This window comes from uncultured Oxalicibacterium sp., from assembly GCF_913776015.1.
GTDB lineage: Bacteria > Pseudomonadota > Gammaproteobacteria > Burkholderiales > Burkholderiaceae_D > Oxalicibacterium.
Genome location: NZ_CAJYMD010000067.1, coordinates 85,360 through 98,369 on the forward strand (window position 1 = coordinate 85,360; position 13,010 = coordinate 98,369).

Consider the following 13,010-nt stretch of genomic DNA (forward strand, 5'->3'; position numbering starts at 1 on the left):
CCGATTGAAAAATTCAACCGGGCTTTTTAGAGGAGGAGATATCAGTTCTCGATACGCTTACTTTTTCAAATCAAACCGATCCAGCTCCATCACCTTCGTCCATGCCGCCACGAAGTCATCAATGAACTTGTCCTGGGCATCGGCACTGGCATAGACCTCGGCTTGGGCACGCAGGATGCTGTTGGAGCCGAACACCAGATCGACGCGTGATCCTGTCCATTTGGCTGCGCCGGTCTTGCGGTCGCGGCCTTCGAACAGATTCTTGTCGTCCGACATCGCTTTCCATTCCGTACCCATGTCGAGCAGATTGACGAAGAAGTCATTCGTCAACTGACCCGGACGTTGCGTGAGTACACCCAGCGTGGTGCCACCGACATTGATGTTGATGGCGCGCAAGCCACCGATCAGCACCGTCAGCTCCGGCGCAGTCAGCGTCAGCAATTGCGCCTTGTCGATCAACAGTGCTTCGGCCGGCACGGTGTAGCGGCCCTTGAGGTAATTGCGGAAGCCATCGGCAATCGGCTCAAGCACGGAGAACGATTCCACATCGGTCTGTTCTTGCGAAGCGTCGGTGCGGCCCGGCGTGAACGGTACGCTGATGTTGCGACCCGCAGCCTTGGCAGCCTGTTCGATACCCGTGTTACCCGCGAGGACAATCAGATCGGCCAGTGAGACTTGCTTGCCACCACGCGCATCACTGTTGAATTCGCTGCGAATGCCTTCGAGCACACCAATTACCTTGGCGAGTTGCTCGGGTTGATTTACGGCCCAATCCTTTTGCGGTGCGAGACGAATGCGCGCGCCATTGGCACCACCGCGCTTGTCCGAGCCACGGAAGGTCGAAGCCGATGCCCAGGCGGTACCGACGAGTTCGAATACGGTCAGGCTGGAAGTCAGCAGCTTGGCTTTCAGCGTAGCGATGTCGGCGGCATCAATCAGCGCATGCGTCACCCCAGGCAACGGATCTTGCCAGAGCAGATCTTCCTTCGGCACTTCCGGACCGAGATAGCGCGCTTTCGGACCAAGGTCACGGTGCGTCAACTTGAACCAGGCGCGCGCAAAGGCTTCAGCGAAGGCTTGAGGATTATCGAGGAAGCGACGCGAAATCTTTTCGTACGCTGGATCGAAACGCAGCGACAAATCGGTTGTCAGCATGGTCGGCTTGCGCTTTTTCGATGGATCATGTGCATCGGGAATGATAGCCTCGGCATCCTTGGCAACCCATTGATGGGCACCGGCGGGCGATTTTTCCAGCTCCCATTCGAACTTGAAGAGGTTCTCGAAGAAGTTGTTGCTCCATTGCGCAGGCGTGGTGGTCCACGTGACCTCCAGACCACTGGTGATGGCGTCGCCTGCCTTGCCGCTGCCGAATTTGCTGGCCCAGCCAAAACCTTGCTGCTCAAGATCGGCTGCTTCGGGATCGGCACCGACATTGTCTGCAGGACCAGCGCCGTGCGTCTTGCCGAAGGTATGGCCGCCAGCGATCAGCGCGACGGTTTCTTCGTCGTTCATCGCCATGCGAGCGAACGTGTCGCGAATGTCATGCGCTGCCAACAATGGATCGGGATTGCCGTCCGGGCCTTCCGGGTTGACGTAGATGAGACCCATCTGTACGGCAGCCAGCGGATTTTCCAGCTTGCGGCTGTGCACATCGCCATCAGCGTCATCTTCGGAAACCAGCACCGAGTCGTCACGCGATTTCGGCACGCCATCGGACCCATGTGCATAACGCACATCGCCGCCAAGCCAGGTTTTCTCGGCCCCCCAATAAACATCTTGATCCGGTTCCCACGTATCTTCACGGCCCCCGGCAAAACCGAAGGTGCGAAAGCCCATGGTTTCCAGCGCGACATTACCAGTCAGGATCAGCAGGTCGGCCCACGAAATGCGCTGGCCATACTTCTGCTTGATCGGCCACAGTAGGCGGCGCGATTTATCGATGTTGACGTTATCAGGCCAACTATTGAGCGGCGCAAATCGTTGTTGTCCGCGTCCGGCACCACCGCGACCGTCGCCAGTACGATAGGTACCGGCTGCATGCCAGGCCATGCGGATGAACTGCGGACCGTAATGACCAAAATCTGCCGGCCACCAATCCTGCGAATCTGTCATCAGACGGCGTAGATCGGCCTTCACGGCTTCGTAGTCGAGCTTCTTGAATTCTTCCGCATAGTTGAAACCGCTACCCAACGGATTGGATTTTGACGAATGCTGGTGCAGCAGGTCGACGCGCAACTGATTCGGCCACCAGTCGCGATTGGTGGTCCCGCCACCTGCGCCGTGTTTTGCCTGGGCGGTATTGCTACCACCGTGGTTGAACGGGCACTTGCCAGTGGATGGCTTTTCTTGGCTGTCGTTGGGGGTGCTCATGGGGGTCGGCTCCTTTGTGTGATTGTCAGGGTCGATGATAGCCAGCCCTAGCTAATAGATAAAATTAAATGTTTCTAATACTTCTATGCATTAAATCTATTAACAAGATTTACTGGCGTCGCAGCAATCCACCGTGCACGTTGATGGCATCAATGCGAAAGTCAGTGTAGCGGAGATATCTCATGCATGACGAATCAGGAAACTGTCATGCTATGAATACAAGAACTGCTCTTGGATAACGTCCCCTACGGCAAGTTGCAGAAAAAATGCGGTTGGCGAGCGCCGTAAAATGCTAGCCGCGTGGATGATGCTGCTTGTGCAGCAATTTCAGACGCTCACGCGCGACATGGGTATACACCTGCGTCGTCGAAATATCTGCATGGCCGAGCAAGAGCTGCACCACGCGCAAATCGGCACCGTGATTGAGAAGGTGGGTCGCGAAGGCATGGCGCAACGTGTGCGGCGATAGCGGCGCGTGGATATCTGCTGCCCGAGCGTGCTTCTTGATCAGCGTCCAGAACATTTGCCGCGTCATCGGGCCGCCGCGTGCCGTCACGAACAGCGCATCGGCAATCTGCCCCTCAAGGATAGCCGGGCGCGCTTCTTTCATATAGCGTTCGATCCAGGTTCGCGCTTCCTCGCCGAAGGGAATCAGTCGCGTCTTGCTGCCCTTGCCGGTCACGCGTAGCACGCCTTCATTCATGCCGACTTCAACGGTCTTGAGCAACACCAGTTCACTGACACGCAAACCACTCGCATACATAAGCTCCAGCATGGTGCGATCCCGCAAACCGAGCGGGGTACGCAAATCGGGCGCTGCCAGCAACGCCTCTACCTGCGCCTCACTCAGCACCTTGGGAATACGCGGCGGCTGTTTAGCCGAACGCATTGTCACGCATGGGTCGACCGTCATGGCGCGATGGCGAATCGCCAGTTGATAGAAACGCTTGAAGACGGCGAGACGCCGATTGGAGGTGGTGGCCTTGGTGTCAGTGTGGCAAGCGAAGAAATAAGCGTTGAGATCCTCGGCCTGCACCTGCTGCAAATGCTTGCCACGCTGCTGCGCCAGCCAGGTTGCCAGTAAGCGCAAATCGCGGCGATACGCTTCGAGCGTGTTCTTTGACAACCCGTCTTCGAGCCACAAGGTATCGCAGAAGGCATCGATCTGCGACTGACTTGCCTGCATCGGGGCGTCCATGTCAGCAGTCATCTCACCCGTCTTTTCTGCGTGCTTTTTCGTGCTCGATGCGGCCATCAGCAATATCCTGCCACCTGCTCATGCGCCAGCAACCAGCGTTTGACGCCGAGATGAAAGCCCGTTTCATCATCCGAATGCGCAAACCCGCCGAGACCACCGGCAGCTGTCACGCGGTGGCAGGGAATCACCAACGGAAACCAGTTGGCGCCACAAGCCTGTCCGACCGCGCGCGGTGCCGAGCGAATGCCGCGGGCAATATCGCCATAGGTCAGAACGTCACCACGCGGAATGGCGGAAATCGCCGCCCAGACTTTCTGCTGAAAGGCTGTGCCCGCTGGCGCCAATGGCAGATCAAAACGGTAGTCGGGATCAGCAAGGTAACGCGTCAGTTGCTCCGCCGCGCGTTCGGCGACCGCGTCGCTGGCGGCCTTTTCATGAAATGAAGGAGGCAGATAGACAATTTCGCGAATCAAACCGGCTTCACTCCGCACGCCAACGGCACCGAAGCGTGCTTCGACAATGGCGGAGAACAGCCGATCTTGTTGGGAAGAACGCATGAGAAAAGCCGTAACCGGAGAAAGTCACAGCATAAAACAAAAAGGCGCATCGCCGGTACGATGCGCCTCTCAAATACCACTCTGTATCGCCGTTGCGTATGGTGTCCATCGCAACTTGTATTCGATACAGGTCTCCTCGCTGATCCCGACATTGATGCCGTGTTGGTTTTAGCTGCTCCCCCTTCTTAGCTTGCCTGGACAAGCATGAATTCGCAGCGCTTGGGGCGATTATAGAAATGGCCAAGATTGAAAGCAAGAAATAATTCAAAACATTTCATTTGACACGATCAATGCATGATGGTGGCACTTACCATAAATATGAGAGAAGTTCTGCAAGCCCATGATTTTCAAAACAAAAAAGGCACGTCCACAGACGTGCCTTTTTCATGAAATGCAAAGCGGAATCAATCTTCCTTGAACGCCTCTTCGCGTTTTTTACGCAATGACGGCAACAGAACCACGATCAGCGCAATCACGGCCAGCGCCAGCATGGTGGCGCTGATAGGACGTTGCAGGAAAACCATCGGATCGCTGCGCGACAACAACAGTGCACGACGCAGATACTCTTCCATCATCGGACCGATGATGAAGCCCAACAGCATCGGTGCCGGCTCTGCCTGCAGCTTGGCGCAGATATAACCGAACAGACCAAACAGCGCCATCAGATAGACGTCGAAATCGCTATTGTTCAAACTGAACACGCCGATCGCGCAGAACATCAGAATCGCCGGGAACAGATGATGGTAAGGCACCATGATCATGCGCACCCACAGGCCGATCATCGGCAGGTTCAGCACGATCAGGAAGAAGTTACCGACCCACATCGAGGCGATCAGACCCCAGAACAGCGTCGGCTGCTCGGTCATCACGGCTGGACCTGGCTGAATGCCCTGAATGATCATGGCACCGATCATCAGCGCCATCACAGGGTTCGATGGAATACCGAGCGTGAGCATTGGAATGAACGATGTCTGCGCACCGGCGTTGTTCGCCGATTCCGGTGCCGCCACGCCTTCGATCGCACCCTTGCCAAACTCCTTGGAATTTTTCGATACCTTCTTCTCGATCGAATAGGCAGCGAACGAAGCCAGCATCGCACCGCCGCCCGGCAGAATACCGAGGGCTGAACCGAGCACCGTGCCACGCAGTACCGGCGCGATGATGCGCTTGAAATCTTCCTTCGCCAGCATCAGGCCCGAAACCTTCTTCATGACCAGCGTGCGACCTTCCTCGTGTTCGAGGTTGCGGATGATTTCACCAAGACCGAACATCCCCATCGCCACGATCACGAAGTTGATGCCATCGGCCAGTTCGGGCGTATCGAAGGTATAGCGTGCCGTACCGGTATTCACATCAGAGCCGACCAGACCCAGCAGCAGGCCCAGAATCACCATGCCGATCGCATTGAGCAAGGAACCGCTCGCCAGCACGACCGATGCCACCAGACCCAGCACCATCAGGGAGAAATACTCGGCAGGACCGAACTTCAACGCAAGATCAGCCAGCGGCGGCGCAAACAGTGCCAACAGCAGCGTTGCCACCGTACCTGCGAAGAACGAGCCAATCGCAGCGGTAGCCAGCGCCTTGCCGGCACGACCGTTACGCGCCATCTGATAACCATCGATTGCGGTCACGACCGAGGAAGACTCACCTGGCAAATTCACCAGAATGGCCGTGGTCGAACCACCGTATTGCGCACCGTAATAAATGCCGGCCAGCATGATGAGTGCCGAAATCGGTGGCAAGCCAAAGGTGGCTGGCAACAGCATGGCAATGGTGGCAATCGGCCCCAAGCCTGGCAAGACGCCAACGGCCGTACCGATAAAGACGCCGAACAGGCAGTAGCCCAGATTAGCGAGCGTCAGCGCGGTATCGAAACCCAGCGCGAGATTATTGAACAGTTCCATGTTTTTCCTTCTCCGCTTGTCCGATCAACCACCAAACCACGGGCCGATGATTGCCAGTGGCAATCCAAGCGCCTTGATGAAAACCAGCACGGCAAAAGCCGTGATGCCGACCGCGACAGCAAGACTGCTGCCGAGTTTGAATTTGGCGCTGGCGAATGCACTGACCATCATCAACAGCATGACGGCAATGACCAAACCGCCGCCGCGTACCGTGAAGGCAAACAGAATCACGCCCAGCAACACCAGAATGGTTTCCTTGATCGCGAAACGGCCCATGCGATCAGGCTCTTCGCGAAAGAAGGAGCGCACAATGGCAATCACGCCTACCAATGCCAGCAACCAGCCAAGCACAGTGGGAAAGTAAGCGGGACCCATGCGGCCTGCGGTACCCATCGGGTAATCGCGACCGATGATGACCGCAGCCAGTCCGAAGAAGACGAAAATGATTCCCGTCCAGAAGTCTTTGTGATGTTTGATGAATGACGGCACGTGCGCCTCCTTGTTTTGAAACTCTTCAGCCGCAATCTCTACACGGACGCCATCTCGGCGTGAAAGATTGGCAGCGCATCACGAAGAAATGCCGGCATTGCGGGCCGGCACTTCTTCAGATGGAATAGCGGGAAAATCAGTCCGCGTAGACGCCGGCTTTCTTGATGATTGGCGCCCATTTCGCGATCTCTGCCTTCAGATGCGCACGCAGCGCTTCGGGCGTGGCTTTGTCGCTTGCCACCGGCTCGGTACCGAGATCGGCAAAACGCTGAATGACGGCAGGATCTTTCAGGGCAGCCTTGAGCGCGGTCGACAATGCATCAACTACTGGCTTCGGCGTACCTTTTGGTGCATACAAACCGTGCCAGACGGCCACTTCAAAGCCAGGCAGACCAGCTTCGTTCATGGTTGGCAGGTTTGGCAGCGATGGCACGCGTGTCTTGGTGGTCACGGCATACGCCTTCACCTTGCCGCTCTTGATCTGGCTGGTGGTGTTGGTGGTCTGATCGCACATGAAATCAACCTGGCCGCCGAGGATATCGTTCATCGCAGGACCGGTGCCCTTGTAGGGAACCGTGGTCAACTCGGTATCGATCGCCGTCATAAACAGCATGCCGCACAGATGCGAGGCCGAACCCACGCCCGCGTTGGCATAAGTGACGTTTGCCTTGTGCGCCTTGACGTAGGTCAGCAGTTCCTTGAAGTCCTTGGCTGGGAAATTCGCACGGGCGATGAAGGTCATCGGCACATCGGTGATCAGGCCGATCGGCTCGAAATCGTCGACGGCGTTGTAGCTGAGTTTGCGATACAGCGAAGGCGCGGTCGACATGCCGATGTGATGCAGGAACAAGGTGTAACCGTCGTTCGGCGATTTCGCTACACGCGCAGCACCGATCGTGCCACCGGCGCCACCGACGTTTTCGACGATGATGGTTTGCTTGAGCGAATTGCCCATCGACTGGGCGACCAGACGTGCCACCGTATCGGTAGGGCCGCCGGCTGCAAACGGCACGACCATGGTGATCGGCTTGTTCGGATAATTTTGGGCAGAAGCGCCAAAGGCACTGGCAAGCAATGTGAGTCCGGCCAGCGTCTTGAGGATCTTGTTACGCATGTGATGTCTCCTGAATTGGATTTATTTTGGGATCGTGGATGGACGACGATCGCGACGCCATCTGCCTTTTTGCCTTGACGGGTCATGCCGACATAACGATTTGAATCAAACAGATATGTCAGCTGCCCGCTATAGCACCTTCAATCGCGCCTCATTTTATGAATGGAACCTTTCACGAGGCTTGCGTGAGCCAAGACTAACCATTTTATTTGTAGCCCGCAACAAAGTTTACGCAGGGAACCATGACAGTGTCGCGCATCGACAAAGTAAAAAAGCCGCTTGTAAACAGGGGGAATGGATGGTGCGCCGTGATCGCGCATCATCTAATAGGGGATAACACTTACTCCGAAGGACGAATGCGGCTTGCTTCCGTATAGACAGCGGAAACAATCGCCTTGCCGATACGGTTTTCCAGATCCGTGCGGACTGGCTGCAAGGCTTGTCGCCATGCCTGCTCTTCGCTACTCGTCAGGACATGAATACGCAGATTGGGATTTTTTCTCAGGAGCGAGAGGGCATGGGCATTGTCCTGCTCCACCAGATCGTTCCCGTAAGCCGTGGCTTCGCGCATGGCGCGCTCGATGATGGTGCGCGAAGTCGAAGGCAGGTTGTCCCAGAATTTCTTGTTGACGACGACGGCACTGCCCATGTAACCGTGATTGGACACAGTGAGATTCGTCTGTACCTCATCCAGCTTGCGCGTGTAGATGCTCAAGGGAATGCCCTCACTGCCATCAATCAGCTTCGCCTTCATCGCCAGATGAATCTGCTTGCTTTCGATGATTTGCGACGTGGCGCCGAGCACATCCATCTGCTTGTCAAGCACGCGCGAGGGATAGATGCGCATTTTCATGCCGACGAAATCCGCAGGCATGCGCATGGGCCGATTGCCCGTCATGACCTTGAAGCCATTATTCCAGTAAGCCAGGCCAACCATCCCCTTGCTTTCAACCTTCTTCAACATGGCCTTACCGATCGGACCATCCGTGACCCGCGACACCATCGTGCGATCACGGAACAGGAAAGGCAGATCAAAGACTTCGAATTCCTGGATGCCGAATTGCGAAAGGCGTGACAGCGTGGGTGCGGCCATCTGGATGGCGCCGAGTTGCAGCGCTTCCAGCTCGTCGGTTTCTTTATATAACAGGTTGTTGGGATAGACATCGACGCGAATGCGACGCTGACTTGCTTGCTCGACGATTTCCTTGAAGCGTTGTGCGGCCTTCGCCTTTGGCGTATCGATTTCAGCGACCAGACTGAACTTGATGACGGTGGTAGTTTGCGCAGATACGGTTGCACTGACCAGTAACAGCAACAGGCCGAGCACAAACAGATGCAAATTCCTTGCTATTTTCATGCGCGAAATGGGGAGTCTCGAATTATAGTTTTGTTGGTACTATGCGCAGTCGCCTGAACGGTCACAAGTGTGGAAAACCGCAGACACTAGGATCGCATGCATTACAAGCGTATCGTGACGCCTGCATGAACCATACCGCGATGCCTCGGGTCATGCAATGCCTTCCCGCAACAAGCGTATCGGGCCATGTGCCTTTCGCCTATTCCTATGATGTCAAAACAGCTACGCTTTTCCAACTTCAGCTTTCCCAGCCGCAAGCAGGCATGGCGCTGGCTGTTGCCGCTCTTTCTCGGCCTGCTTTTCATCACCACCCTGATCTGGCTGCCGATCCATGAAAAGGAACAGGAAACCGCCGAGCGCCAGGAACAACTGGTCGCCGATTCGTTGTGGGTGGAGCAAACCATCCGTTTTCAATTGCAGCGCAATGAAGAAAGCCTGAGCCTGATGGCGGCCGAGGTCGCCGCCGGCTATCTGAAAGGCCGTCGCCTGCAAGAGCGCATGGAAAATCTGATCCGCAACAATCACGAAATCCATCGCATCATTTATCTGGACACCAACGGCAAGCTGCTGACCTCGACAGATGAAACCCTGATGTCGCTCGACAGCCTGTCTACGCCTTCGCGTCAGGCAGATCAACGAGCCCGCACCACACGCTCCGCACTCTACAGTCAGCCTGCCGCCGACAAGACGGGCCCGGTCATGCTCGATTATCACGTACCGATCTTCGTCGATGAGCAATACGCGGGCAGCATCATCGCCAGCTATCTGGCTTCCAGCATTCTGGACGACATGGTGCCGTGGTGGTTCGCGCAGGACAACGAGATTGCGCTGACCGACATCCATGGCACCGTCATCCACAAGCGCGCGTCAGGTGGCGCGGGCCGTGGCATCTATACCCATCGACGCGCATTGAACCTGGCCGGTGTGTCATTGCAACTGGCAACCGACAGCATCAAGGGCGCGCCCAAGCTGCTGCCGAGCCTGCTGGTCGACGCCATCATCTTGCTATCGGTCGGGCTGATGTGGAGCCTGATCGCGCTGTGGCGCGACATCAACCGACGCAACGCCGCCGAATCGGCATTGCGCGAACAGGTATCGTTCCGGATGGCGATGGAAAACTCGCTGATCACCGGCTTGCGCGCACGCGACCTCGATGGTCGCGTCACTTACGTCAACCCGGCCTTCTGCGAAATGGTTGGCATGCCGGCCGAGCAAATTGTCGGCAAATATCCGCCGATGCTCTACTGGGCGCCCGAGGCCATGAACGAATACCAGCGCCGTTTTGCACAGGTGGTGGCCGGCACCGTGACACCTCAGGGTTTCGAAACCGTGCTGCGACATGCCGACGGCACGCGCATTCCCGTCCTCTTCTTCGAATCGCCGCTGGTGGACGATACCGGCAAACAGACCGGCTGGATGGGATCGATCCTCGACATTTCGGACCGCAAGCGCGTCGAAGACCTGAACCGTCAGCAGCAGGAAAAACTGCAGGCCAGCGCACGTCTGGCCACCATGGGTGAAATCGCTTCGACGCTGGCGCATGAACTGAACCAGCCACTAGCCGCCATCTCCAGCTACACAACGGGCGCGCTGAACATGCTCGACAGCAAGCATCCGAAGAATCTGGATTTCGGCATGATGCAGGAAGCATTGGAAAAGACCAATGCACAAGCCCAGCGCGCCGGTCAGATCATTCGCAGCGTGCATACCTTCGTCAAGAAACGCGAACCGATGCGCGCACCGATCACCGTGGCCGAACTGATCGAAGCTGTCACGCCGCTGGTCGAGTTGCAGGCGCAAAAATATTTCGTCTCCATCGAAATGGACGTACCGGAAGATTTGCCTCCCGTACTCGCCGATCGCGTGCTGCTGGAACAGGTGCTGCTGAACCTGACGCGTAACGCCATTGAATCCATGCAGAACGTGCCGCCGTCCAAGCAAGTGCTACGCATCACGGCGGCCACCAATGATGGCTCGCCGCGCAATGTGATCGTTTCCATCATCGATCAGGGACATGGCATTTCGCCCGATGTCGCATCGCGCCTGTTTTCACCGTTCTTTTCTACCAAAGCGGATGGCATGGGCATGGGTCTGTCGATCTGCCGCACTGCCATCGAATTCCACGGTGGCGCACTCACGCACGAAGACAATCCAGGCGGCGGCACGATTTTCCGCTTCTCGCTACCGGCCTATGTCCCAGCCTTGCACAACCGCTGGATAGGATCGACCATGCGCGCCAGCACAGACCAGCTAAAATAACGCTTCTTTAACACGTACCGCTTTTGCTTCGTGCACGATACGCATCTTTATCGTGGCATGAAAATGTCGTAAACCTCTGCCGTTGACGACATGGCTGACTGACAGGATTTTTGCAATGCTGCACATTATTGACGACGAAGAAGTGATCCGCGATTCGCTGCTATGGCTAGCCAAGTCGCGTGGCATTCCCGCCATCCCGCACGAAAACGGCAAGGCATTTCTCGCCATGCTTGACACCATGCAACGTACTGGCGCCCAGGGCCATGCCCTGCTGCTGGATGTGCGCATGCCCGATCTGAGCGGCATTGCCCTGTTCGATCTGCTGGCCACGCGTGGCCTGACGCAAACCTTCCCCGTCATCTTCCTGACTGGTCATGGCGACGTGCCGATGGCGGTCGATGCACTCAAGCGTGGCGCCTTCGACTTCTTCGAGAAACCATTTAACGACAACAAGCTCATGGACCGCGTTCAGGAAGCCTTGATCGCTTCCGAAGAAGCGATTGCCAGCGCCGCGATTCATACGCGTCTGGCGGCGCTGTCAAGCCGTGAACGCGAAGTGCTGGACCTGATCCTCGAAGGCAAGATGAACAAGGTGATCGCCGACAAGCTCGGCATTTCGATGCGTACCGTGGAAGTCCATCGTGCACACATCTTCGACAAGATGAACGTCAAGACAGCGGTGGAACTGGCGCGGCTGCTGAAGTAAAACAACGGCGTGCCACCCGAAACAACATCCGAAGGCGAGCTGCATGCTCGCCTTCATTATTTTTCAAGCCGCAACAATGCGCTTCGTGTTTTACTGACGATCTTTGATTGATTGCCGAATCGATACCTGCTTAACGGCCCATTCGCCCATCACGATCTTCCATGCATATCGTCAACCTTCTGCTGCCGGACTTTTTGCTGATTCTGTTCGGCGCGCTCCTGATTCGCGTCACGAAATGGGGTACGCCATTTTGGGAAGGCATGGAGAAGATGATCTATTACATCCTCTTCCCTGCACTGCTGTTCTATTCCACCGCTCGCTCGCCTATCGATTTCTCGAAAACCGGTACCTTTCTGCAGATTGCGCTGGCCGCGTGTATCTCCGGCATCGTGTTCGGCTGGTTCGCCAAACCGCTGTTCAAGGCCAAGCCGATGATGTTCGAATCGGGTGTGCAGACGGCCTTCCGTTTCAATTCATATATCGCACTGGCGATCGCCAGTCGTCTCGGCGGCCCCGAAGGCACCTCGCTGATGGGCCTGATCATCGGTTTTGCCGTACCGCTCTGCAATATGGCGGCAGTGCATGCGCTCGTGAAAGACAAGGGCGGGCTGCTGCTTGAACTATTGAAGAATCCGCTGCTGGTGGCAACGTTGAGCGGAGTGCTATTCAATCTGGCCGGTCTGCATCTGCCGGAACTGGCATCGGCTTTCCTGTCGCGCCTCGGCAATGCGTCGATTGCACTGGGCCTGATCATGGTCGGTGCAGGCCTGCGCATGACGGGGCTGCACGAATCCAAGGGCATCGCCGCATGGTTCCTCACAGTGAAACTGCTGGTTGTGCCTGCCATTACCTACGGACTCGGCATCTGGGCCGGACTCTCGCAAGAGCAATTGACGCTGGTGGTAATGTTTGCCGCGCTACCGACCGCATCGAGCTGCTACGTGCTGGCCGTGCGCATGGGTGGCAACGGGCCGTTCACGGCATTCCTGATTTCTGCCAGCACCTTGCTGTCGATGGCAAGTTTGCCTCTGTGGCTGGCACTGCTACAGTAAT

Annotated in this window: 10 protein-coding genes; 3 read left to right on the forward strand and 7 right to left on the reverse strand. The window is 56.5% G+C overall.

Annotated features, from left to right (window positions below; all coding sequences use genetic code 11):
• Window positions 1-57: 57 nt before the first annotated feature.
• The 7 genes from katG to QZ725_RS12000 form a co-directional block, all read right to left on the reverse strand.
• Entirely contained in the window at window positions 58-2,370 is a 2,313-nt protein-coding gene (katG, locus tag QZ725_RS11970) for a catalase/peroxidase HPI (RefSeq protein WP_293779802.1), read from the reverse strand.
• A 292-nt stretch (window positions 2,371-2,662) separates the two neighbouring features.
• Window positions 2,663-3,580: a site-specific tyrosine recombinase XerD gene (gene xerD, locus QZ725_RS11975; RefSeq protein WP_293779947.1), complete on the reverse strand. Its 918-nt coding sequence runs from the start codon at window positions 3,578-3,580 to the stop codon at window positions 2,663-2,665.
• Between the two features lie 44 nt (window positions 3,581-3,624).
• A complete protein-coding gene (locus tag QZ725_RS11980; RefSeq protein ID WP_293779804.1) occupies window positions 3,625-4,125 on the reverse strand; it encodes a methylated-DNA--[protein]-cysteine S-methyltransferase in 501 nt (166 codons plus the stop codon).
• Window positions 4,126-4,529: 404 nt separating this feature from the next.
• Complete coding sequence (locus QZ725_RS11985; protein ID WP_293779806.1) at window positions 4,530-6,032, reverse strand: tripartite tricarboxylate transporter permease; 1,503 nt, start codon at window positions 6,030-6,032, stop codon at window positions 4,530-4,532.
• A gap of 24 nt (window positions 6,033-6,056) precedes the next feature.
• On the reverse strand, window positions 6,057-6,521 hold the full coding sequence (locus QZ725_RS11990) for a tripartite tricarboxylate transporter TctB family protein (protein ID WP_293779808.1): 465 nt from the start codon (window positions 6,519-6,521) through the stop codon (window positions 6,057-6,059).
• Between the two features lie 136 nt (window positions 6,522-6,657).
• On the reverse strand, window positions 6,658-7,635 hold the full coding sequence (locus QZ725_RS11995) for a tripartite tricarboxylate transporter substrate binding protein BugD (protein WP_293779810.1): 978 nt from the start codon (window positions 7,633-7,635) through the stop codon (window positions 6,658-6,660).
• A gap of 340 nt (window positions 7,636-7,975) precedes the next feature.
• Window positions 7,976-8,992 carry a DctP family TRAP transporter solute-binding subunit gene (locus QZ725_RS12000; RefSeq protein ID WP_293779812.1) on the reverse strand — a complete coding sequence of 339 codons (1,017 nt, stop codon included), beginning with the start codon at window positions 8,990-8,992 and terminating at the stop codon, window positions 7,976-7,978.
• Between the two features lie 210 nt (window positions 8,993-9,202).
• On the opposite strand from QZ725_RS12000, the gene QZ725_RS12005 reads away from it, so the two are divergent.
• The 3 genes from QZ725_RS12005 to QZ725_RS12015 all read left to right on the forward strand — a co-directional run bounded on the left by QZ725_RS12005 (window position 9,203) and on the right by QZ725_RS12015 (window position 13,009).
• Window positions 9,203-11,251 (forward strand): ATP-binding protein, encoded by a 2,049-nt coding sequence (locus tag QZ725_RS12005; RefSeq protein WP_293779949.1) that lies wholly within the window; start codon window positions 9,203-9,205, stop codon window positions 11,249-11,251.
• A gap of 115 nt (window positions 11,252-11,366) precedes the next feature.
• Complete coding sequence (locus tag QZ725_RS12010; RefSeq protein WP_293779814.1) at window positions 11,367-11,957, forward strand: response regulator; 591 nt, start codon at window positions 11,367-11,369, stop codon at window positions 11,955-11,957.
• 161 nt (window positions 11,958-12,118) lie between these two features.
• Complete coding sequence (locus tag QZ725_RS12015) at window positions 12,119-13,009, forward strand: AEC family transporter (protein ID WP_293779816.1); 891 nt, start codon at window positions 12,119-12,121, stop codon at window positions 13,007-13,009.
• Window position 13,010: the final 1 nt, after the last annotated feature.

Excerpts from the sequence above, each read along its gene's own strand:
- katG (WP_293779802.1), bottom strand. The coding sequence starts at position 2,370 with ATGAGCACCCCCAACGACAGCCAAGAAAAGCCATCCACTGGCAAGTGC.
- xerD (WP_293779947.1), bottom strand. The coding sequence starts at position 3,580 with ATGACTGCTGACATGGACGCCCCGATGCAGGCAAGTCAGTCGCAGATC.
- QZ725_RS11980 (WP_293779804.1), bottom strand. The coding sequence starts at position 4,125 with ATGCGTTCTTCCCAACAAGATCGGCTGTTCTCCGCCATTGTCGAAGCA.
- QZ725_RS11985 (WP_293779806.1), bottom strand. The coding sequence starts at position 6,032 with ATGGAACTGTTCAATAATCTCGCGCTGGGTTTCGATACCGCGCTGACG.
- QZ725_RS11995 (WP_293779810.1), bottom strand. The coding sequence starts at position 7,635 with ATGCGTAACAAGATCCTCAAGACGCTGGCCGGACTCACATTGCTTGCC.
- QZ725_RS12000 (WP_293779812.1), bottom strand. The coding sequence starts at position 8,992 with ATGAAAATAGCAAGGAATTTGCATCTGTTTGTGCTCGGCCTGTTGCTG.
- QZ725_RS12005 (WP_293779949.1), top strand. The coding sequence starts at position 9,203 with ATGTCAAAACAGCTACGCTTTTCCAACTTCAGCTTTCCCAGCCGCAAG.
- QZ725_RS12010 (WP_293779814.1), top strand. The coding sequence starts at position 11,367 with ATGCTGCACATTATTGACGACGAAGAAGTGATCCGCGATTCGCTGCTA.
- QZ725_RS12015 (WP_293779816.1), top strand. The coding sequence starts at position 12,119 with ATGCATATCGTCAACCTTCTGCTGCCGGACTTTTTGCTGATTCTGTTC.